Origin of the sequence: Halolamina litorea, assembly GCF_026616205.1 — an archaeon.
GTDB lineage: Archaea > Halobacteriota > Halobacteria > Halobacteriales > Haloferacaceae > Halolamina > Halolamina litorea.
Map to the genome: position 1 here is coordinate 47129 of NZ_JANHGR010000002.1, position 20422 is coordinate 67550.

The 20422-nt window shown below is 69.2% G+C and carries 20 protein-coding genes; 8 read left to right on the top strand and 12 right to left on the bottom strand.

All coding sequences use genetic code 11. From position 1 onward, the window contains the following. The first annotated feature begins 105 nt into the window (after positions 1 to 105). Positions 106 to 1065, top strand: coding sequence for a hypothetical protein (locus NO998_RS11120; protein WP_267647263.1), 960 nt, complete (start codon positions 106 to 108; stop codon positions 1063 to 1065). A 62-nt stretch (positions 1066 to 1127) separates the two neighbouring features. Here NO998_RS11120 and NO998_RS11125 read toward each other — a convergent pair whose 3' ends face one another. From NO998_RS11125 to NO998_RS11140, 4 genes are all read right to left on the bottom strand, one after another. Further along, on the bottom strand, positions 1128 to 2291 hold the full coding sequence (locus NO998_RS11125) for an NAD(P)/FAD-dependent oxidoreductase (RefSeq protein ID WP_267647264.1): 1164 nt from the start codon (positions 2289 to 2291) through the stop codon (positions 1128 to 1130). Between the two features lie 81 nt (positions 2292 to 2372). After that, positions 2373 to 3002, bottom strand: a complete 630-nt coding sequence (locus NO998_RS11130) for an IMPACT family protein (protein ID WP_267647265.1) — start codon at positions 3000 to 3002, stop codon at positions 2373 to 2375. Continuing rightward, entirely contained in the window at positions 3003 to 3503 is a 501-nt protein-coding gene (gene trpY / locus NO998_RS11135) for a TrpY family transcription regulator (protein ID WP_267647266.1), read from the bottom strand. It abuts the gene before it with no gap. A gap of 54 nt (positions 3504 to 3557) precedes the next feature. After that, positions 3558 to 3917, bottom strand: coding sequence for a hypothetical protein (locus NO998_RS11140; protein WP_267647267.1), 360 nt, complete (start codon positions 3915 to 3917; stop codon positions 3558 to 3560). A 103-nt stretch (positions 3918 to 4020) separates the two neighbouring features. On the opposite strand from NO998_RS11140, the gene NO998_RS11145 reads away from it, so the two are divergent. Beyond that, a complete protein-coding gene (locus tag NO998_RS11145) occupies positions 4021 to 4560 on the top strand; it encodes a hypothetical protein (protein ID WP_267647268.1) in 540 nt (179 codons plus the stop codon). Here the strand turns inward: NO998_RS11145 and hisB are convergent. Then, on the bottom strand, positions 4557 to 5144 hold the full coding sequence (gene hisB, locus NO998_RS11150; RefSeq protein WP_267647269.1) for an imidazoleglycerol-phosphate dehydratase HisB: 588 nt from the start codon (positions 5142 to 5144) through the stop codon (positions 4557 to 4559). The two genes, NO998_RS11145 and hisB, sit on opposite strands and share 4 nt — an antisense overlap. A 171-nt stretch (positions 5145 to 5315) precedes the next feature. On the opposite strand from hisB, the gene NO998_RS11155 reads away from it, so the two are divergent. Further along, on the top strand, positions 5316 to 6050 hold the full coding sequence (locus NO998_RS11155; RefSeq protein ID WP_267647270.1) for an MBL fold metallo-hydrolase: 735 nt from the start codon (positions 5316 to 5318) through the stop codon (positions 6048 to 6050). 29 nt (positions 6051 to 6079) lie between these two features. On the opposite strand, the gene hisA is transcribed toward NO998_RS11155, so the two are convergent. Continuing rightward, positions 6080 to 6808 carry a 1-(5-phosphoribosyl)-5-[(5-phosphoribosylamino)methylideneamino]imidazole-4-carboxamide isomerase gene (hisA, locus tag NO998_RS11160; protein ID WP_267647271.1) on the bottom strand — a complete coding sequence of 243 codons (729 nt, stop codon included), beginning with the start codon at positions 6806 to 6808 and terminating at the stop codon, positions 6080 to 6082. 119 nt (positions 6809 to 6927) lie between these two features. Between hisA and NO998_RS11165 the strand changes: the two genes are divergently transcribed. Beyond that, positions 6928 to 8619 carry a DNA-directed DNA polymerase II small subunit gene (locus NO998_RS11165; RefSeq protein ID WP_267647272.1) on the top strand — a complete coding sequence of 564 codons (1692 nt, stop codon included), beginning with the start codon at positions 6928 to 6930 and terminating at the stop codon, positions 8617 to 8619. Between the two features lie 84 nt (positions 8620 to 8703). Beyond that, positions 8704 to 9132, top strand: coding sequence for a hypothetical protein (locus NO998_RS11170; protein WP_267647273.1), 429 nt, complete (start codon positions 8704 to 8706; stop codon positions 9130 to 9132). A 29-nt stretch (positions 9133 to 9161) separates the two neighbouring features. Here NO998_RS11170 and NO998_RS11175 read toward each other — a convergent pair whose 3' ends face one another. From NO998_RS11175 to NO998_RS11185, 3 genes are read right to left on the bottom strand one after another with little or no spacing between them, the layout of a single operon-like run. After that, positions 9162 to 10034 carry a polymer-forming cytoskeletal protein gene (locus NO998_RS11175; protein WP_267647274.1) on the bottom strand — a complete coding sequence of 291 codons (873 nt, stop codon included), beginning with the start codon at positions 10032 to 10034 and terminating at the stop codon, positions 9162 to 9164. Then, positions 10031 to 11326 (bottom strand): MFS transporter, encoded by a 1296-nt coding sequence (locus NO998_RS11180; protein ID WP_267647275.1) that lies wholly within the window; start codon positions 11324 to 11326, stop codon positions 10031 to 10033. Before NO998_RS11180 ends, NO998_RS11175 begins: the two co-directional genes overlap by 4 nt. 38 nt (positions 11327 to 11364) lie before the next feature. Continuing rightward, positions 11365 to 12210 carry a CPBP family intramembrane glutamic endopeptidase gene (locus NO998_RS11185; protein ID WP_267647276.1) on the bottom strand — a complete coding sequence of 282 codons (846 nt, stop codon included), beginning with the start codon at positions 12208 to 12210 and terminating at the stop codon, positions 11365 to 11367. Between the two features lie 263 nt (positions 12211 to 12473). Here NO998_RS11185 and upp point away from each other — a divergent pair, with 263 nt between their 5' ends. Then, on the top strand, positions 12474 to 13154 hold the full coding sequence (gene upp / locus NO998_RS11190) for a uracil phosphoribosyltransferase (RefSeq protein ID WP_267647277.1): 681 nt from the start codon (positions 12474 to 12476) through the stop codon (positions 13152 to 13154). Positions 13155 to 13276: 122 nt separating this feature from the next. After that, entirely contained in the window at positions 13277 to 13825 is a 549-nt protein-coding gene (locus NO998_RS11195; protein ID WP_267647279.1) for a DUF7569 family protein, read from the top strand. On the opposite strand, the gene NO998_RS11200 is transcribed toward NO998_RS11195, so the two are convergent. Together NO998_RS11200 and NO998_RS11205 are read right to left on the bottom strand one after the other, a co-directional pair. Then, positions 13811 to 13993, bottom strand: a complete 183-nt coding sequence (locus tag NO998_RS11200; RefSeq protein ID WP_267647280.1) for a hypothetical protein — start codon at positions 13991 to 13993, stop codon at positions 13811 to 13813. The two genes, NO998_RS11195 and NO998_RS11200, sit on opposite strands and share 15 nt — an antisense overlap. 349 nt (positions 13994 to 14342) lie before the next feature. Then, positions 14343 to 16457: a S9 family peptidase gene (locus NO998_RS11205; protein ID WP_267647281.1), complete on the bottom strand. Its 2115-nt coding sequence runs from the start codon at positions 16455 to 16457 to the stop codon at positions 14343 to 14345. Between the two features lie 165 nt (positions 16458 to 16622). Here NO998_RS11205 and NO998_RS11210 point away from each other — a divergent pair, with 165 nt between their 5' ends. Beyond that, complete coding sequence (locus NO998_RS11210; RefSeq protein WP_267647282.1) at positions 16623 to 17498, top strand: S26 family signal peptidase; 876 nt, start codon at positions 16623 to 16625, stop codon at positions 17496 to 17498. Between the two features lie 69 nt (positions 17499 to 17567). Here the strand turns inward: NO998_RS11210 and NO998_RS11215 are convergent, their stop codons facing one another. Continuing rightward, entirely contained in the window at positions 17568 to 19244 is a 1677-nt protein-coding gene (locus NO998_RS11215) for a Cdc6/Cdc18 family protein (RefSeq protein WP_267647283.1), read from the bottom strand. Between the last annotated feature and the right edge of the window lie 1178 nt (positions 19245 to 20422).

Genomic DNA, 20422 nt, shown 5'->3' on the forward strand with positions numbered 1-20422 from the left:
ACCGGGAGTAGCGTCGGTAAGGCGGATAAGTTTCCTGTTCCGCGCTCGCCCGCGGCCGCCGGGGCGGGTGTGGGGCTTATGCCGACCGCTTGTGTTACGTCGGTGATGGAGTGCTCGCGCCGGGCGGTTCTCGCGTTGGCCGGCTCCGCCGGGATCGGCGGCGTCGCCGGCTGTCTCGGCGGGGGATCGGACTACGAGAACGGGTGGAACCAAGCGAACAGCGACACCGACGACGCGCTGCAGGACGTGGCCGCACTGGAGAACGACGCGATGGCCGTCGGCCTCGACGGCACCGTCATCAAGCGACTGAGCGACGGGGAGTGGAGCAAACAGGACACCGCGCCGGGTGCGAGCGACGAGACCCACATCCGCGCCATCGCCCCCACGAGCGAGTACGAGCGCGCGTGGTTCGCCGGCGACGACGGCCTCGTCGGGATGTACGACAGCCACGGCCACTTCGAGGACCACTCCCAGCCGCTGAAGCGGACCAAGCGGTTCGTCGACGTGGCCGTCGACGGCGCCGCCGGCGGGGAGGACATCTACCTCGTCGACGACGAGGGCCGAATCGTCCGCGGCTCGAAGGACCAGCAGGGTGACGTGACGTGGGACATGGGGAAAGAGCCCGGCGAGGGCGCGCCCATCGCCATCACGTTCACCAGCGACAACTTCGGCTACACCTGCAGCGACGAGGGCGGCGCGTTCCAGCGCGTCGGGCAGGGCTGGGAGCGCGTGGGCGTGCCCGGCGTACAGGACGGCCTGACCGACGTGGCCGGCCACGAGGAGTCGCTGCTCGACGTGGCCTCCGCGAAGGGGAACATCCACCGCTACAACGGCTACGACTGGCGGGAGATCGAGTTGGGCGAACACCCCATCGACGCCATGCACCGCAGCGGCCGCCACGGGCTGGCGGTCTCCAGCGACGGCGCCGTCTACGCGCTGAACCGGAGTTGGGAGCTCTCACTCGACGGGCTACCCGAGGGGCTCAACGGCGCGACGACGGGCACCGAGACGGGCGACGTGTTCTGTGTCGGGAACAACGGGTTCCTGCTCTACCGGGAGAAGTAGCGAGACCGGGAAACGCGAGCGGTAGCGGGCGGGAAACGGTCTCGAAGAACGGCTTCACGCGCTCAGAACCGCGCCGGGTCGAACGCCGAGAGGTCCACGTCGGGCTTCTCGCCGGTAAGCAACTGCGCGATGACCGCACCCGAGTACGGTCCGAGCGTCAGCCCCGTCGGCCCGTGGCCGGTGGCGACGAAGGCGCCGTCCACGTCCGGCACGGCGCCAATGATCGGGAGGCCGTCCGGGCTCCCCGGCCGCAGGCCCACGCGGACTTCGTGGAACGTCGCGTCGGCGAGCCCCGGGGCGAGTCGGAGTCCGGAGTCGAGCACCGAGTGGACGCCGTCGGCGGTCGTTCGGGCGTCGAAACCGGCCCCCTCCTCGCGGGTGGCGCCGACGACGATTCGGCCGTCACCCCACGGGACGATGTAGTTGTCAGCGACGCTGCCGACGATGGGGAGGTCCGCATCGTCGAGGGTGCCGTCGCTCTCGAGGTGTACGATCTGGCCCCGGGTCGGGGAGACCGGGAGCGAGAGGCCGAGGTCGTCGCCGAACTCGCTCGACCACGCGCCGCCGGCGACGACGACGCGCTCGGCGTCGATGCGTTCGCTCTCCCCGGCGGTCCGCTGCTGCTGACGGGAGGCCCCGCCCGCGGCGTCGACGACGACGCCCGTGACGGCGCCGTCCTCGGTCCGGATCCCCTCGACGGCGGCGTCGAGGGTGGTGAGTCCGGTTCGGCGCCCCGCCCGGCGGATGCCGGAGGTGATCGTCGCGCCGTCGACGCGAGCGGCCTCGGGGAAACGAAGCGCCGACTCGACACCCTCGAGTGCGGGGAACGCCGCCTCGGCCTCCTCGGGGGTGAGTTCTTCGAGCTCCGCACCGCGGCGTGCGGCCCGCTCGCGGTCCGCCGCCAACGTATCGGCCTCCTCGTCGCTGAGCGCGACCGAGAGCATCGGCGTCTCGGCGTAGCCGTGGTCGTCGATACCCTGCGTTTCGAGTCGGCGGATCAGGTCCGGGTAGTGGGCGGCCGCCTCGACCGCGAACGCGAACCAGTCGTCGTTCTCGCGCCGGCTACTGGTGGGCGGGGAGATGATCCCGGCGCCCGCGGCGGTCGCACTGGCTTCCCGCCCGTCGTCGACCAACACCGTCTCGACGCCCCGTTCAGCGAGGTGGAACGCCGTCGCGGTGCCGACGATACCCCCGCCGATCACGACTACGTCCGTCTGCTCGACCATGTCCGAACCGTCGGCGGAACGCGGCAAAACGGTTGTGCCCGCTGGAGTCGCCATCGAGTGGCCGGGCGGGGCTCGGGACGGCTACTCGATCCGCGCCCGTCCGCTCGTCGCCGACTGGATGCGGTCCCGGAGGTCGTCGCTCTCGGTGACGGGGGTCGAAACTTCGAAGACGACCTCGGCCTCGTAGTCGGCGTCGAACTCGCAGTCGGCGCCGTCGAGGATGCCCCGGACGGTACCGGAATCGTCGTAATCGACGGTGACGGTAAAGCGGTGGCGCGGCCGGACCTCCGCGATCCCGGCGTCGTCGACGGCGTCCTTGACCGCGCGGGAGTACGAGCGGGCGAGGCCGCCGACGCCCAGATTCGTGCCGCCGTAGTAACGCGTGACGACGGCGACGACGTTCCGGATCTCGCGCTGCTGGAGGACGTTCAGCGCGGGCTTGCCCGAGGAGCCGGTCGGCTCGCCGTCGTCGCTCTGGTACTCCCGGATCATGACCTCGTTCACGCGGTCGGGAGAGGTCTCGCCGGCGGGCACGCGGTAGGCCGGGACGTTGTGGGTCGCGTCGTCGTACTCCGCACTGACGGCGTCGATGAACGCCTCGGCGGCCTCGACGGTGTCGGCGCGGGCGACGTGGCCGATGAACTCAGAACCCCGGACCTCGAAGCGGGCCTCGCCGCGGCCGGCGACGGTGCGGAACGGCTCGGGGGCCATTCAGAACCTCACGGCGCGGACGTGGGGCAGGTCCCGGATCGCCTTCAACAGGTCGCCGGAGGGCTCGGAGTCGAGGACGATGTACAGCGTCGGGTCGTCGGCGAACTCCGGGTCGTCGGACAGCACCTGCCGGATCGAGACGCCCTCGTCGGCGACGAGGCCGGTGACGCGGGCGACGATGCCGGCGGCGTCGGCGTCGGTGGGCTCGACCCGGACGACGGTGAAGTCGAGGACGGGCGCGAGGTCCATGAGGCTCGGGACCGCCGAGATGTTCTCGAAGATGCGCCGCAGTTCCCTGTCCTCCAGCAGCGCCGTCGTCGTCGAGTCGACGACCCGGCGGTCGACGCCGATCTCGCGGGCGATCTGGGTGTCGGGGATCTCGATCCCGCCGGAGACCACCCGGCCCTCGTCGTTGATCGAGAAGCCGCGTTCGAGCAGCAGTCGGACCACCGCCTGCTGGGAGGGCGACCCCTCGAACTTCTCCATGATCTCGTCGAACACTCCCGGATCGATGCGGGCGCCGGGGTTAAACCCCCGGCTCGCCGCCGTGGGGAGCTACTCCGGAGATCGGGGCCAGTCGCTCCCGCCCGTCGCCCGGTCGATCTGGCAGTCCAGACAGCGGTCGTCCTCGTAGCAGAACGCCGATCCGTGGGGGCAGTCCCACGCCGACGCCTCGGCGGAGAGCCGGCGCTTCTCGCGTTCGTACTCGCGCTCCCAGTCCTCGATCGACCCGTTGCGCTCGGCAGCGTACACCACCTCGTCGTTCTGGAGGATCTTCGTCTCCTCGGCGTCGGCGGCTTTCACCCGGCTGATCGCGTCGGCGATGGAGTCGGCCGCCTCGCGCTCGACGCCGTGGCGCCCGAACAGTTTGACCGTGATCGATCGGCCGGTCGTCTCGGTTGGCTCGATGTCCATGCGGAGTGAGCCGGGTTCGGCCCTCCTGACCCTTAAGCGGCGGGCTCCCGGGGATCACGGGGCCGGCCGCGGCTTTCTTGCCTGCCCGCACCGACCACCGGCCATGGCCGACCTCCAGTCGTGTTACTTCTGTGGCGCCCCCGACGACGTGAACGAGTACGCGGTGGTTCCCGAACGCCTCGGCGGCGGCGACCGCTCGGTCGCGCTCTGTCCGGACTGCAAGACGAAACTGCTGCGCGTCATGGAGCCGCTGATCGAACGTGCCGAAGCAGGCGCCGATGCGGGGAACAGCACCACAGCGGCGCCGTCGGCCGCCGACTCGGCAACGGCGACCGACGACAGTGGGATCACGATGAGCCCGGGCGGGGCGGGGTCCGGCAGCGGCGGCGAACCCACGCCGCCGTCCGCGGACGGCACGGCCGCCGTGAGCGACACGCCGAGCGACCCCAAGGACACGCCCCCCAGCTACCGTCGGGCGATGCGGATGCTCTCGAACCGGCCGTTCCCGATGGACCGGAGCGAGGTGGAGTCGATGCTCGCCACCGCCTACGACCTCGAACGCGAGGAGATCGATGCGGTGCTCGAACGCGCGGAGGCGGACGGGAAGCTGGTGGCCGAGAACGGGGAGATCCGGGAGGCTTAGAGGCTGCCCTTGGTGCTGGGCGTGTCGCTTCGACGCTCGTCAAGCCGGGTAGCGTCGTCGAGCGCGCGGGCGAGGGCCTTGAACAGCGCCTCGACCTCGTGGTGGGCGTTGTCCCCCTCGACCTCGCAGTGGAGCGTGAGGCCGGCGTGCTGGCCCAGCGAGCGGGCGAAGTGCCGCGCGAGGACGCTGGTGAACTCCCCGATCCGCTCCTGTGAGAACTCGCCGTCGAAGCGGAAGTAGGGCCGCCCCGACACGTCGACGACGACGCCCGCTTGGGCCTCGTCCATCGGGATCCGGCGGTCGGCGAACCGGCGGATGCCCGCGCGGTCGCCCAGCGCCTCGTCGAAGGCCTGCCCGAGCACGATCCCCACGTCCTCGATGGTGTGGTGGTCGTCAACGTGGAGGTCGCCGTCACAGGTCAGTTCGAGGTCGAACAGGCCGTGCCGGGCGAAGGAGTCGAGCATGTGGTCGAGGAAGCCGATCCCGGTGTCGACCTCGCTCTCGCCGTCGCCGTCGATCGTGAGGCTACAGTCGATGGCGGTCTCGGCGGTCTCACGGGAGACGCTGGCGTGCCGGTCGGTCATACGTGTGTTCGTGGGCCGGGGGAGCAAAGCGGTTGTGGAAGGGTGGACGGCTTGTTGGAGTCGGCGTCCCTCGGCGCGGACGGCCAGCGGTCAAACCCCGTCGGCGAGCGGTTCCGGTGAGTGCTCCGGCAGAGAAAGTCCCAACCTCACGGCTCGCGTAGCGGGAGCCGAATGACGACAGCCCCCGACATCGAGGTTCAGCTCGTGCGGAACGCCACCCTCCTCGCGACCGTCGACGGGACGACGTTCCTCGTCGACCCGATGCTCTCGCCGCAGGGCGCGAACCCGCCGATCCAGAACACGCCGAACGACCGGAACAACCCCCTCGTTGCGCTCCCCGAGGTCGACCTCGACTACGACGCCGTCGTCGTCACCCACCGACACCCGGACCACTGGGACGAGGCCGCGAGCGAGGAGCTGGCAGACGACGTCCCGCTGCTCTGTCAGCCCGAAGAGGCCGACGCCTTCGTCGAGGAGGGGTTCACCGACGTGCGCCCCGTCGAGGACGAGACCACCTTCGAGGGAATCACCATCCACCGGACGCCGGGCCGGCACGGTCACGACGAACTGGCCGAGCAGATGGGACCCGTCTCCGGGTTCGTCTTCGAGAACGGGGCGACGCTGTACGTCGCCGGCGACACCGTCTGGTACGAGCCCGTCGCGGAGACGCTGGCGGAGTTCGACCCCGTGATGGCCGTCCTCAACGGCGGTGAGGCCCGGTTCGAGGAGGGCGAACCCATCACGATGGGGGTCGACGACGTTCGTGCCGTCCGCGAGGCGACCGACGCGACGGTCGCCGTCGTCCACATGGAGGCGATCAACCACTGTCTGCTCTCGCGTGAGGAACTCCGTGCTGGGACCGAAGACGTGCTCGTCCCCGAGGACGGGGAGCGCGTCAGTCTCTGAGGCGAGAAAGGACCGCTGTTTCGACCGAGTCAGACGCCCATCGCTCGGGCCAGCGTGAACCGACCCTCGTAGAGCGCCGTGCCGACGACGACTGCCGCCGCGCCGGCGTCGCGCAGCGCGGCCACGTCGTCGAGATCGGTCACGCCACCGCTGGCGACGACCGGGATGTCGACGGCGTCGACGACGCGCTCGACGGCCTCGCGGTCGATCCCCGAGAGTTGGCCCTCCACGTCGACGTTGGTGAACAACACCGAGCCGGCACCGAGGTCCTCGTAGCGCGCCGCGGCCTCAGCGGGGTCGAGCCCCGTGCCCTCGGTCCAGCCCGAGACGACGACCTCGCCCTCTTTCGCGTCGAGACTCACCATCACGCTCTCTGGGTGGGTCTCGGAGATCCGCTCGACGATCTCGGGCTCCTCGACCGCGGCGGTGCCGAGGATCACGCGGTCGACGCCGGCGTCGAGCAGGCTGATGGCGTCCGCGACGGTTCGGATGCCGCCGCCGACCTGCACGCCCACGTCCTCCCCCGTGGCATCGACGATGGCTTCGATGGCGTCGGCGTTCTCGCGCTCGCCCTCGAAGGCGCCGTCGAGGTCGACGAGGTGGAGCGTCTCCGCGCCCTCGTCCAGCCAGCGCTCGGCGGCGGCGACGGGGTCGCCGTAGCGTTTCCCGGAGTCGCGCTCGCCCGCCACGAGCTGGACAGCCTCGCCGTCCTGTACGTCGACCGCGGGGATCACCTCGAACGTCGGGAACTGCGTCACGCCCGGGGCTGGGAGCGCCGGTCGCTTAGCCGTGCCGGAAGCGCGGGACGCCGCGCGCGGATGACGCCGACCCGTCCAGCGTCGGTATGCTTTTGCCCGGGCCTCGCCGAGAGGGTGGCGTGCCACAGGAGTCCCATCGACGGCTCGTGGAGGAACTCACGAGCCGGGGGTACAACGCCCAGCGCGAGGCGGTGACGATCCTCGCCAACGCCGGCGAACCCGAACTCGCCGCCGAGGCGGCCGCCGACGCCGCCGGCGACGCGTTCGTCGTGACCGTCGAGCACGCCCGCGAGGCCGTCGACGGCGGCCTGCTCGACCGTGCCCCCGACAGCGAACGGACTCCGGACCGAGAAACGCTCCCACCCGAAACAGACGGTGCCGCCGACCTCGCCGAACAGGCGCCGACGGACATGACCGGCGACGCCACTCCCGAGACCGACCTGCTCACGGGCGACGACGGGAGCGGCCATCCCGACGTTTCAACTGGAACGGAAAACCTCGACAATCGCCAGCAAGGGGGGAGTGATGGAGTCGAAGCGAAGGGGTCCGGGGGCGACGCGAACGCCGCGGGTGGGGCGGCCGCCACGACCATCGGCAGTCGCTCGCCGCCCGCCCCGGAGATCCGGAACGACGTGACCGGGCAGTCGACCGGGACCGGCGAGTACGACGAGTTCGTCGGGACGTTTCAGGACCGCTACGACCGGCTCGCGGGGCTGCTCCGCGGGCGCGTGAACCACCGACCCGCGGAGGCGATCCAGTCGATGCCGGGCGGTAGCGACGCCGAGATGATCGGCCTCGTCGACGACATCCGCTCGACGGCCTCGGGCCACTGGATCGTCGAACTGGAGGACACCACCGGCACCTTCCCCTGCCTGATCATGAAGGACCGGGCGTTCGCGCCGCTGGTGGACGACCTGCTGCTCGACGAGTGTTTGGCCGTGCAGGGGACGCTGGCCGACGACGGCGGGATCATGTTCGTCGACTCGCTGCATTTCCCCGACGTACCCCGGACCCACAAGCCGAGCACGGCCGACCGGCACGTGCAGGCGGCGCTGATCTCGGACGTCCACGTCGGCAGTCAGGAGTTCGCCCAGGAGGCGTGGAACCGCTTCGCCGACTGGCTCCACACCCCCGAGGCCGAGGCCGTGGAGTACCTCCTGATCGGCGGCGACATGGTCGAGGGCGTCGGGGTCTACCCGGATCAGGACGAGGAGTTGGACGTGGTGGACATCTACGAGCAGTACGAGCGGTTCGCGGAGGAGCTGAAGAAGGTCCCCGGCGACATGGAGATCGTGATGATCCCCGGGAACCACGACGCCGTCCGCCTCGCGGAACCCCAGCCCGCCTTCACCGAGGAGCTTCGGGACATCATGAGCGCCCACGACGCCCGCTTCACCGGGAACCCGTCGACGGTCACCGTCGAGGGCGTCTCGGTGCTGATGTACCACGGCGTCTCGCTGGACGAGGTGATCGCCGAACTCCCCGCCGAGAAGGCCAGCTACGACGAGCCACACAAGGCGATGTACCAACTGCTGAAGAAGCGCCACGTCGCCCCGCAGTACGGCGGTCACACCCGCGTCGCCCCCGAGGAGAAGGACTACCTCGTCATCGACGAGGTGCCCGACGTGTTCCACACCGGCCACGTCCACAAACTCGGCTGGGGGAAGTACCACAACGTCCTCGCGGTCAACTCCGGCTGCTGGCAGGAACAGACCGACTTCCAGAAGTCCGTCAACATCGACCCCGACTACGGCTACGCGCCGATCCTCGACCTCGACACGCTGGACATGACCGTCCGGAAGTTCGTCTGAGTCGGCGTCGCAGCGGCGTCGACGGTTCTCCCGGCGTGAGTACCGTCGCCGAACGTTATGGCCTCCCGACACCTACGGGACGGTATGAGCGCCGCCGACCCCCTCCAGACCGTTCGCCCGGCCGCACTGCTCCAGCCCCTCGCCGTCTGGCTCGTCATGGCCGTCGTCGCCGTCGCCAACGGCGTGTTCCGGGAGACAGTCCTCGTCCCCCGGATGGACGAGTACGCGGCCCACGTGCTCAGCACCGCGATGCTCGTCCTCGCCATCCTCGCGGTCTCGGCTGCCTACCTCGGGTGGACGGCGACGGCGTTTAGCCGGGCGGAACTGCTGCTCGTCGGCGTCGCGTGGACCCTGCTGACCGTCGGCTTCGAGTTCCTCGTCGGCTACGCCGAGGGGACGCCGGTCTCGATCACGCTTGGGCAGTACGACGTGTTCGCCGGGCAGGTCTGGATCGCCGTCCCGCTGACGCTGCTTTTCGCGCCGCTGCTGTTCGGCTGGTACCTGTCGTCCTGACGACCCCGAGCGGACCCTCCGGGTCCGGCTTACTCGCCGCCCGGAATGGTCACCGGTTCGAACCGCTGGAGGCCGAAGTAGGTGTTCAGCACCGCGCCGAAGCCGACCGCGATCAGCGCAAGTTGGGCCAGCGCGCCGGCGTAGGGAACCGCCCCGAGCAGTTCGACGGCGAGCAGGAACAGCCCCACGCCGGCCGCCGTCGCGGCGCCCGGGCGGTCGATCGGCAGGCGACGGCCGAGCAGGTGGCCGAACACGACCTGCCCGTAGAGCACCACGACCCCCAGTGCGAGGAGGCCAGCGATACTCAGCGGGATCAGGATCAACGTGAACGCCATGTAGACGAACAGCACCAGCAGCGTCGCGGCCGCGAGCGCCCCGACGACGCCGCTGACGAGGCTGTGGCCGGTAATCGCGTTGCCGACATTCCCCAGCAGCGCGTTGTGTCGCTCGGCGAGCCACCAGCCGACGGCCCCGAGCACGGCGAACTGGGCGAGGAAGCCGAACACCTGGCCGGCCGGCGAGTCGTTCGGTTCGGGCGGGTCGAACGTCGTGTACTGGCCCACCGCCGCCCCCTCGGCGACGGTCGACTCGCCGCTGATCCGCTGGAGCGTGCCGGTGACCGCGGCGCCGTCGGCGACAGCGAGCCTCCCCGCGAGCACGGTGGCGTCGCCGACGAGGCGACCGTCGATCCGTGTCGTGCCGCCGATGACGTAGAGGTCGCCGGTCACGGTGGCCTCGGCGGGGACCGTCGTCGTACCGCCCGCGACGACGTGGACGCCGTCGAAGGCCGCGACCTCGTGGTCACCGTCGAAGGTGACGGACATCCGGTCGGCCTCGCCGCCGCCGGCGGCGACCAACAGCAGTACGACGAGCAACAGGGGGATGGATTCGGTGATGGTCATGTGGGTCCCTCCGTCCGGGCCGCGGCCGCGCGGCGGAGATAGATCCCTGCCGCCAGCGAGCACAGCAACAGTAACGAGAGCGCCTGCACGACGTTGAGGTGGCTCAGAAGGGTGAGTTCGACCGCGTTGAAGTAGAGCGCGAGCGCGGTGCTCAGGAACGTCGCGAGCCAGCCGGCGACGCCGATACCGACCGCCGAGTGGGTACCGATCGTTTCCGGCGTCGAGAGGTCGGGCCAGATGGCGAAGTTGAGCGTCGTGTAGAAACTCACCGCGATGGCGTACACCCCGGGGTTGAGCGGCGAGGCGCCCTGAGCGACCGAGGGGAACGCGGCCGCCAACCGGAGGTCGGAGGTGTAGAGCACGTGGGCCAGCGCGAACAGCGCGAACGTCCAGAGGAACACTCGCCGGAGCGGGAACGCCGTGTAGATGACTCCCGCCATGACCGCGCCGACGACGTGAGCGACGGCGATGGCCAGCCGGGTCGAGAGCGCCGGCGACTGCCAGGAGGTCAGCAACAGCGACGGGGTGTCGATGATCCGCAGGAACCCCAGACTGTCGATGAAGAACACGCCGAACGTCAGCGCCACCGGCACGGCAAAGGCGAGGCTCCGAGTACGAACGGGCGTCGGGTGGCAGAACCGCCCCCGCCCGAACTCGTGGTACTGCTCGCCCAGCGTGTCGAGCACGGACTCGATCGGCCCGACTCGTCCCGAGATCAGGACCGCGAGGGCGGCGATTCCCGGAACCATCGCGACGGTCATCACCCGGCTGAACACCTCGACGGACCACGAGAGCGGGATCGCGTTGGCCGCGAAGTAGGCGATGGCCGTGATCGCCGCCGCGACGTAGCCCCGGTCGGGCGGCGGCACCAGGTCGACCGCGAGCGAGAAGGAGACGGGGAAGCCGACCCCGAGGCCGACGGAGGCGACGACGATCCACGCGCCGAACGCCGGCACGCTCCGGATGCCGGGCGCCAGGACCGTGAGCGCGAACTGGACGAGGACGACGCCGAACAGCAGGCGGAGCTTCGTTCGGAGGTCGGTGCTCCAGCCGCGGCGGTCCATCGTCACGCCCGTGGCGACGGCGACGACGAGGGTACAGAGCGCGAGGGCGGCCATCCACGCCGAGACGACCGTCTCGGACATCCCGACCAGCCGGGTACCGAGGTCGATCAGCCCCAACTGGACGAAGGTGATGTTGTAGTAGTACCCGGCCACCATGAGCGCGACGAACAGGGCGTAGCCGGCCACCGTTGGCCACCGGCGCTCTCGGACGTGGCGGGTCAGGCGCATCTGTCGGTGCTGTAGCTGTGACCGCGGGGTGCTAATAACTACGGCCGTACCGAGTCAGCGGGGCGCTCGGTTCCGAGGCCGGCTGCTTCCGGTCCCGGCGGCTCCCGGGCTGAAAGCCTCTCGGCACCGTAGACGCTGACGATCAGCAGGGCGAGCAGCACCATCGGGACGGCACCGGTGAGTTCCGCGAGGAGGCCCAACCGTTGGTCCGGCACCCTGCCGGGAGCCATCGCCCCGACGTCCGCGGGGTGGAGCACCCCCATAGCGTTGATGCCGGCGTGGAACACCGCGACCGCGAGCACGCTGCCGCCGGTACCGTTGTACATCCACGTCCAGAGCACCGAGCCCGCGAGAATGGAGACCACCCAGAGCACCTGCTGTGAGCGAGACCACGCGCCCTGTGTGGTGCTCGCGTTGAGGAACAGCGGAAGGTGCCAGCCCGCCCACGCGACGCCGACGAGGAGCCCCGAAGCGAGCGCACTCCGGCGTTCCTGCAGGATCGGGAGCATGAAGCCCCGCCAGCCGAGTTCCTCCTGGCCGCCGCCGAGCACCGTTCCCCACGCCAGCGCGAACAGGTAGATCCCGGGGAACGGAAGCGACCCGACGTCGATCGGTCCGCCCAGCGCGACGAACAGGGCGACACCGAGGGACAATACCACCAGCGGGAGCCCGAGCACGGCGGCCCACCACCGGGCGCCGAGGCGCCAGTCGAAGAACTGGCCGACCCAGCGCCGGAGGTCGCCACCGGTGGCCCAGAGCACGACCGCCGCCCCGACTGGCGGACCGAAGCCGCCGATCCCGATCAGGATCGACTGCGTCCACGACGGCTCCAGGCCAGCCACCGCCACGGCGCCCTGTACCGTCCACGTGAAGGCGTACGTCACGGAGAGGAAGGCGACGAGTCGATGCCTCTCGATCCATCGGCCAACGGGGCCCGTACTCGGCCGCTCAGCCATCGGCGCCACCCCACTGACAGACACGGCGTGTCGGGGACATATCGGCATGGGGCCGCCGCTTTCCCATAGTTATCCGTCCGTTTTCCCCGCGTTCCGGCGCGAATGGGGCCGTTTTCCGGCGCGGACGGGGCGCACGCGGGAACCGGGTCGAACCGCCCGAGTTTTTGCCGTTGCCGGTCTCAGTCCCGGTAATGCCCATCGAGGACCGCGACCAGGCCTCCCTGGTCACGCACGCGCTGGCGAAAGACACGCTCTCGCAGATCCGCGACGTGGAGACCGAGCAAGTCGGCTTCCGGAAGGGGCTGGTGAAGCTCGGCCGGATCTGTGGCTACGAGATCATCGACGGCGCGATGGAGACCGAGTACGTCCCCGTCCAGACCCCCCTCACCGAGACCACCGGCGAGCGGGTCCGCGGGCTGGACGACGTGGTGATCATCAACGTCCTGCGGGCGGCGACGCCGTTCGTCGAAGGGCTGCTCAAGGCGTTCCCCCGCGCCAAACAGGGCGTCATCTCCGCGGGCCGCGACGAGTCCGCCGGGATGGGCGACGACGGGACGTTCCCGATCAGCGTCGACTACAAGAAGCTGCCCGAGATCACCGAGGACGACACCGTCGTCGTCGCCGACCCGATGCTGGCGACTGGATCGACGATGTGTACGGTCCTCGAACACGTCCTCGACGCCGCAGACGACCAGCCCGAGGACCTGTTCGTGCTCTCGGCGGTCTCGGCGCCCGAGGGACTGCTCCGGGTCCACGAGGAGTTCCCCGAGGCCGACCTGCTGACGGTCTCCATCGACGACGAACTCAACGAGGAGGGGTTCATCGTCCCCGGCCTCGGCGACGCGGGCGACCGCTCGTTCCGAACCAACTGAGCGGCGGACCCCCGAGACGCCGAGCTATCACCTCGACGAGCGAGCAACGACGGCGTCCCGAGACCCGTGGCGGTTCGGACGGGCGGGCGAACACCTATGCGCCTCCCGAGTGTTCGGTCGCTATGTCGACCCAGTCCTGTGGCCGCTGTGGTTCTCCCGCCCCCGAGGCACTCCTCCGGAACGTCTCGCTGAACGTCGACGGTAGCGAGGTCGACAGCCAGACGATCTGTCCCGACTGTTTCTCGGACTGGATCGCCCACTACCAGGAGGAGATGGCCGGCGACATGCCCGGCGCCGACGACGCACGGAGCGGCGCCGCGGCGGATGCTGGCTCGTCGGACCGCCTAAGCGAGACCGTCAGCGCGGCGGTCGAGCACGACGGCGACGCCGCTGCGGGCGAGGAGCGACTACAGGACGCCGTCGACGACGGGGCCACGAAGGCGTCGCCGCCGGGACGAACCGGTAGTGACGAGATCGAGAGCGTCGGCGGCGGTTCCGGCGGAACCGGGAACAACGAGATCCGGGAGGTCGGCGGCGCCGGCGGCGGCCCGGCGGACGACGACGTGGAGATCGACCTCGATGACGGCGGTGACAGCGTCGACGTCGACCTCGGCAACGGCGACGACGCCGAGGAGGATGAAGACGACGACGGCGGACTACTGCTGGGCTGAGTCGGGCGACCAGTTGCAGCACGCGCCGTCGACCAGCCCCGCTTCCTCAACGTACGCGGTGAGACAGGCGTAGTTACAGAACGGCGTCGGCTCTGCGTCGACCGCTCCCTCGGCGACGTACATCGGGTGGTGCTCCTCGACGGGCGAGTCACAGTAGACGCAGTCCATAGCCACGCTTGGGGACAGGTTCCGTTGGGCGTTTCGATGAACCCCCTCGCTTCGCATCGAGACCCGCCGAGGGGAGCCCGTCTGACGGCGAGGGGAAGCGGGCCCCCGGAGCACTCCGGAGGGCTGTAGAGCGGTCGGGTCCCAGCGCCGTTCCGGCCGTTCAACTATGCTACTAATTGCCAAGCGTTGAACCCCCTCGCTTCGCTTCGAGACCCGCCGAGGGGAGCCTGTCTGACGACCACGCGAAAAAGGCCCCCGGACGGCTCGGTAGCCGTGGGGAGCCGGACACAGTCACGGCGTCACGCTCGGGGCCGACGGGACGGAACCGTCGACGCTCGCCGCGGGCGGCTTACTCCTCGTTCTCGTCGTCGCCGTTCTCGTCCTCGCCCGCGGTGAGGCCGTCGTTTCGGTCGCGGTCGAGGGCCCGCTCGGCGTCCTGATACTCGCTGTAGCCGTCGAACCACCGGGCGATACGCTCGATGCGGTCGACGATGTGGCCCGGCTCGCCCGAGCGGGAGAGCTCGTGGCCCTCGCGCGGGTAGCGCACGAACCGCGTGTCGGTGCCCTGCTTGCGGACCATCCGGTACCAGAGTTCGGCCGTGCAGGCCGGGGTCCGGTAGTCGTCGTCGGAGTGGATCACCAGCGTCGGCGTCTCCACCTTGTGGGCGTGGCCCGCCGGGGACTGCTCCCAGAGGAACTCCGGTTCCTCCCACGGCGTCGTGTCGAAGTCGCCCTCGACGAGGCTGTAGGCGCCGTCGGTCGAGCCGTAGAAGCTCGTGAGGTCGTAGACGCCCCGCTGGGAGACCGCGGAGGTGAAGAAGTCCGACTGGCCGACCGCCCACGAGGTCATGAAGCCGCCGAAGGAGCCGCCGGTGAGGTGCACGTCGTCCTCGTCGACGTAGTCGCGGTCGGTCAGGAGGTCGACGCCAGCCATGACGTCGGTCAGCGTCACGTCGCCCCAGTCGCGCTCGATGGCCTGCATGTAGTCCGTCCCGTAGCCGGTCGAACCGCGGGGGTTCGACCAGAAGACGACGTAACCACGCGCCGCGAGCGTCTGGAACTCGTGCCACATCGTGCCGGCGGTGGTCCACATCGCGTGGGGGCCGCCGTGGACCTCGACGGCCAGCGGGTAGGTGCCGTCCTCGTTGAAGCCTTCGGGAGTGATCGTCCAGCCGTGGACCTCGCCCTGTTCGGACTCGAAGTGGAGCTCCTCGGGTTCCTGTACGTCGACGCCGCCGAGGTAGGTCCCGTTGAGTTCCGAGAGGCGGCGGCAGTCCTCGCGCTCGACACCGCTGCCGCCGTCGAGGCCGGGTTCGGCGGCGTGCTCGCGCGCACAGACGAACACGTCACCCGGGTGGTCCCACTCGCTCATGGCGAAGGCGACGTGCTCCTCGCCGACGTGGGCGGTACTGATCGCGCCGGGACGGACCACGCGGCTCGGCGCCTCGCTGGCGTCGCCGGGTGCCGTCCAGAGGCTGGTCTTGCCCTCGTCGGGGGTCGAGAAGTAGACGCGCTCGCCCTCGGGGCCCCACTGCGGGGCGGCCTCGTAGCCCAGCCCGCGGTCGAGGTCCTCGGTGATCCACGCGACCTCGCCGCTGGCGGCCTCGAGCACCTTGAGTTCGGTCGGCTGGATGCTGATCTGCTCCTCCTCGCTGTAGAGGAACGCCAGGTCGCCCTCGCCGTTGGCGGCGATGCCGGCGCCCCAGCCGCTCGACTCGTGGACCTTCTCGGCCTCGGCGGCGTCGGTGTCGTAGCGGTAGATGGAGTAGCGGTTGGAGTCGTCTGGGTCCTCGCCGACGTCCTGTGCGGTGTAGTAGAGCGTCGAGGCGTCGCCCCACTCGGGGGAGCCGAAGTCGACGTCGCCGCTGGTGAGGCGCTCGACGGTGACGTCCTCGGCGTCGATGACGCCGTCACCGACGTGGGCGACGTAGACGTGTGCGCGGGTGCCGTCGAAGTACTGCTGGGCCGAGCGGTAGACGGTCCGGTCGATGACCCGCGGGTCGGGCGTCTCGCGCTCGTACTCCTCCTCCTCGGAGATGTCCACGTCGAGGCCCTCCTCGCGTTCCGCCTCGGTCGTCGACTGGACGAACGCGATCCGGTTGCCGTCGGGCGACCACGAGATGGCGCCGACGCCGGCCGGGACTTCGGTGACGGGGCGGGCTTCGCCGCCGCTCACGGGGATGATCCAGAGCTGTGGGCGGTCGTCGTCCTTGCCGCGGTTCGAGACGAACGCGAGGCGGTCGCCGGAGGGGGACCAGCGGGGCTGGCTGTCGGCGCCCTCGGAGACGGTGAACTGGCGGGGCTCCTCGCTGCCGTCGCTGGGGACGAGGTGGATGGTGGACTCGTAGCTCTCGTCGTCGTCCGGGATCTGCCGGACGAAGGCGACCTGCTCGCCGTCGGGCGAGAGCCGGGCCTCGCCGGGCTTGGCGATGTCGTGGAAGTCGGCGGCCTCGATTCGTGCCATGGTGTGACGCGCGGCCCTTCGGACCGAAAGGGTGTCGATTGCGGTCAGGGCGTGGGGGTCGACGACGGCGACGCGGTGTGGCGATGGCTCGCTGATCCCGGCGGGAGCGGGCGTCGGGGGGACAGACAGAAGGACTATGCACGCGCCCCGAGAAAGCCCGTACAGATGAGCGCAGGCGATGGTCCCCGGCCGGAGCCGTCCACTGACGACGAGGACGAGGGGCTGTTCTACCGGTTCCTCAACGACGAGACCGGCCCGCTGATGTTCGCCCGCGAGATGCTGACCAGCATCGCGACGGTGGCGGCGGTGGGCGTCCTCCTCTTCGCGATCAGCGGCGTCTGGCCGCCGATGGTCGCCGTCGAGAGCAGCAGCATGGACCCCAACATGCAGAAGGGTGACCTGATCTTCGTCACCGAACCCGGCCGGTTCGCGCCCGACGCCGCGCGCGGCGATACGGGCGTCGTCACGTACGAAACCGGGCAGGAAGTCGGCTACAAGACGTTCAACGACTACGGGACGGTGGTGATCTACGAGAGCAGCAGCGAGTTCCGACCGCCGATCATCCACCGCGCACGCTTCTGGGTCGACGAGGGCGAAAACTGGTACGACCGCGCCAACGAGGCGTGGGTGCAGGGCGCCGACAACTGCGACCAGATGGACAACTGTCCGGCGCCCCACGCGGGGTTCATCACGAAAGGCGACAACAACAACTACTACGACCAGACCGGCGACATCCGCGCCCCGGTCAAGCCGGAGTGGGTGATCGGGACCGCGCGGGTCCGCATCCCCTACCTCGGCTGGGTCCGCCTCGGCGTCTCCGGCGCGATGGTCGCCGACACCGGGATAACGTCGGCGACGACGGCCGACGACGCGGCGACGCCGGGTCCGGTGGAGATGGTGACCGATCCGACCGGCAACGTCAGCACGAGTTCGACCGGAGACGTCACCGTTTCCGGTGGAGCCGTGGCGTCGATGGCGTCGCCCAGCGTGTCGGCTCAGGGGCCGACGCCAGCGTCGACGGCCCCGACGGCGACGGCCTGAGGGCTATCGCTTCGAGTGGAAACGAGCGTCAAACGACGAGAAGCGGCGCGGTCACGAGAAGCGGCGCGGTCAGTTGTCGAATCGAGCCTGCACGAACGGTTGGGCGTTCTCGATGTCGCCGAGCCGTGAGTCCGACAGCAGGACGTGTTCGGTCTCCTCGATCGGGACCGACAGCGATATCTCCTTCGTGCGGCCGTAACGACCCTTCGAGACGACGACGGCGTTGACGATGCCCAGCATGTCGAGTTCGCTGATGAGGTCGGTGACACGGCGCTGGGTAAGGACGTCGGCGTCGATCTCCTCACAGAGGCGCTTGTAGATGTTGAACACCTCGCCGGTGTTGATGTTGTGGACGCCGTTTTTCTCCAGCAGGATGGTCGCGAACAGGACGATCTTGCTCTGAGTCGGGAGGGTGCGAACGACCTCGACGACGCGGTCGAGTTCGATCTTGTCCTGTGCCTGCCGGACGTGCTGTTCCTCGACGGTCTCTGCCTGACTCCGCTCGGCGAGTTCGCCGGCGGTCCGGAGCAGGTCCAGCGCGCGCCGGGCGTCACCGTGTTCCTGCGCGGCGAAGGCCGCACACAGCGGGATCACGTCGTCGGTAAGTGCGTCGTCCTTGAACGCCACGTCCGAGCGGTGCTGGAGGATGTCCCGGAGCTGATTGGCGTCGTAGGGCGGGAAGACGATCTCCTCCTCGCCCAGGCTCGACTTGACGCGGGGGTCGAGGAAGTCGGTGAACTTCAGGTCGTTCGAGATCCCCATGATCGAGATGCGGGAGTTCTCCAACTCCGAGTTCATCCGCGAGAGGTTGTAGAGCGTGTCGTCGCCGGACTTCTCGACGAGTTTGTCGATCTCGTCGAGCATGATGACGACCACGCGCTCGTGGTAGTCGATGGCGTCGAAGAACTTGGAGTAGACCCGGTCGGTGGGCCACCCGGTCATGGGGACCTCCTCCATCTCCTCGCGGTCGGTTTCGAGGTCGGCGATCCGGTCGTCGACGGCCGAAACGTCGTCGTACTCGGTGTCGGCGAGAGTGGCGGTGCCCGCCTCGGTGGCTTCCGAGCGGAGGTCCCGAAGGTCTTCGAGCCTGCCGGCGACGATTTCGCGGTTCTTCTCGATGAACTTGTTCGCCAACTGCGCGAGGACGCGGTACTGCGTGTCGGTGATCTCGCAGTTGATGTACTCGACCTCGCAGGGGACGTCGTACTTCTGGGAGGTGGACTCCAACTCCTGGCTCACGAACTTCGCGCTCGCGGTCTTCCCGGTCCCGGTCTTGCCGTAGATCAGGATGTTCGACGGGGTGTCACCGCGCAGCGCGGAGACGAGGATCGTCGCCATCTGGTTGATCTGGTCGGTCCGGTGGGGGAGCTCGTGGGGCGTGTAGGACGGGCGCAGGACCTCCTTGTTGCGGAAGATCGGCTCGCCGGCCATCAGGTCGTCGAACAGCCCCTGGCTGTCGTCGTCGTCCTCGAGCATCCGGTCGATGTCGACGCCGCCGGTGTCGAGGTTGACGGAGGTGTCGACGGTGTCGCTCCCGGCGACCGAACCGGTGGCGTCGGCGTCTCCCGAGAGGTCGGACTCCACGTCGGGAACCGTCCCGGACGGTTCGTCCGAGGTGTCGGTCTCGGGGGCGTCCGGATCCGGCGTGGCCTCGTCGGCGTCGAAGGCGTCGTCGTCCGCGGTCGGCCACCCCTCGTTCTCGTCGTCCGCTCCCTCCTCCCGGTTCGTGTCGTCGGTTTCGTCCATTTGTGTACCCCTACGTTTCAGGTGGAAGACGCCGTGCGAGACCCCCATATTCGACGCGAAAGGGCCTATGAGACTCGATACGTGGCCGGGAGTCTCGCAGCGTCGTCCAGTTGATGCAGTCGAACCAAATGAATAGGGGTACCAAAAGCCTGTCCCTGTCGGCCCGTCCCGTCGGAGCGGCGGCGCCGGTAACCCGGCCACTCGCCGTCGCTCACGGCTGCCGGATACTGCCACATCCGACGGAGCCGGCGCCGTTGGGCCATCACGCCGTTCCTTAGCGTGCTGAGACGCTCGCTCGTGATCCAGCGTCCCGCGGTGACCCCCCAACCCCTCCGTTTCGAGTGCACAACGAACTCAGGGATGGCCCGTCGGTTGGAGGTGAAGCGGAAGGGGGTCGTTTCGCGTCTGTGGGTATATGGAGGTGAAACGCCGGGGTCCGACCCACTGGCGACCGAAAGCGCGCGAAATTTTCCGGTCTGAGGTGTCAATGGTCGGCTACAGCCCGGTGGTGAGGTGGCAGCAGTCGGCTACAGCCGCCGGTGTTGGGTGTCGGTGGTCGGCCACAGTCCGGGTGTTCGAGTGCAGCCCTGTTCGCGGAGTGCGCGACCGTCCACGATCGAGGCGGGTGTACGGCCGATAGGTGTTGGTCGATCTACTCCGTGGGAGCGAGCTGCGACGGACGGGAAGCGAAGCCCGTTCATCGAGGGACGGCGGGATCGGGGGACCACCCCCCATTGTTTCCCGTCGATGCCGACGACCCCCCCACCCCCTCGTTTCGGGTGGAACGGGGCTGATGGTGGGGGTGGGGAGAGGGATGCGGCAGAAAATGCCGTCTGTCAGTCGATGGTTTTACTACACCGCACGATAGATTAGTCCGTACTGCCTTAGCCGTTCTTCGTTTCGTGGTGGAAGTGTTGGTGAGTTATCGCTATTCGGCAGCTGCTCGCGACCCCACCCCTCCAGCAGATGCGTGTTCCACAGGAAACGAGGGGGTGGGGGTTGTTTCCCGTCGAGTGTCTCCCCGAACCTCCGGATCGTTTCGGGTGCAGTGTCGCTCCGCCCTGATTCGTGTCGAAACGCGCTCCGGATTCGCGAAACAGGCCTCCGTTTCGACTGGAAACCCCCGCAGATCTCTGCGCTTTGGTAGCACGTCTGGGCGTTCGACCCCTCCGTTTCAC

What these genes read in the sequence shown, in the direction of transcription:
- NO998_RS11120 (WP_267647263.1), top strand. Translation starts at nt 106, where the DNA reads ATGGAGTGCTCGCGCCGGGCGGTTCTCGCGTTGGCCGGCTCCGCCGGG.
- NO998_RS11125 (WP_267647264.1), bottom strand. Translation starts at nt 2,291, where the DNA reads ATGGTCGAGCAGACGGACGTAGTCGTGATCGGCGGGGGTATCGTCGGC.
- NO998_RS11130 (WP_267647265.1), bottom strand. Translation starts at nt 3,002, where the DNA reads ATGGCCCCCGAGCCGTTCCGCACCGTCGCCGGCCGCGGCGAGGCCCGC.
- NO998_RS11140 (WP_267647267.1), bottom strand. Translation starts at nt 3,917, where the DNA reads ATGGACATCGAGCCAACCGAGACGACCGGCCGATCGATCACGGTCAAA.
- NO998_RS11145 (WP_267647268.1), top strand. Translation starts at nt 4,021, where the DNA reads ATGGCCGACCTCCAGTCGTGTTACTTCTGTGGCGCCCCCGACGACGTG.
- hisB (WP_267647269.1), bottom strand. Translation starts at nt 5,144, where the DNA reads ATGACCGACCGGCACGCCAGCGTCTCCCGTGAGACCGCCGAGACCGCC.
- NO998_RS11155 (WP_267647270.1), top strand. Translation starts at nt 5,316, where the DNA reads ATGACGACAGCCCCCGACATCGAGGTTCAGCTCGTGCGGAACGCCACC.
- NO998_RS11170 (WP_267647273.1), top strand. Translation starts at nt 8,704, where the DNA reads ATGAGCGCCGCCGACCCCCTCCAGACCGTTCGCCCGGCCGCACTGCTC.
- NO998_RS11175 (WP_267647274.1), bottom strand. Translation starts at nt 10,034, where the DNA reads ATGACCATCACCGAATCCATCCCCCTGTTGCTCGTCGTACTGCTGTTG.
- NO998_RS11180 (WP_267647275.1), bottom strand. Translation starts at nt 11,326, where the DNA reads ATGCGCCTGACCCGCCACGTCCGAGAGCGCCGGTGGCCAACGGTGGCC.
- upp (WP_267647277.1), top strand. Translation starts at nt 12,474, where the DNA reads ATGCCCATCGAGGACCGCGACCAGGCCTCCCTGGTCACGCACGCGCTG.
- NO998_RS11195 (WP_267647279.1), top strand. Translation starts at nt 13,277, where the DNA reads ATGTCGACCCAGTCCTGTGGCCGCTGTGGTTCTCCCGCCCCCGAGGCA.
- NO998_RS11200 (WP_267647280.1), bottom strand. Translation starts at nt 13,993, where the DNA reads ATGGACTGCGTCTACTGTGACTCGCCCGTCGAGGAGCACCACCCGATG.
- NO998_RS11205 (WP_267647281.1), bottom strand. Translation starts at nt 16,457, where the DNA reads ATGGCACGAATCGAGGCCGCCGACTTCCACGACATCGCCAAGCCCGGC.
- NO998_RS11210 (WP_267647282.1), top strand. Translation starts at nt 16,623, where the DNA reads ATGAGCGCAGGCGATGGTCCCCGGCCGGAGCCGTCCACTGACGACGAG.
- NO998_RS11215 (WP_267647283.1), bottom strand. Translation starts at nt 19,244, where the DNA reads ATGGACGAAACCGACGACACGAACCGGGAGGAGGGAGCGGACGACGAG.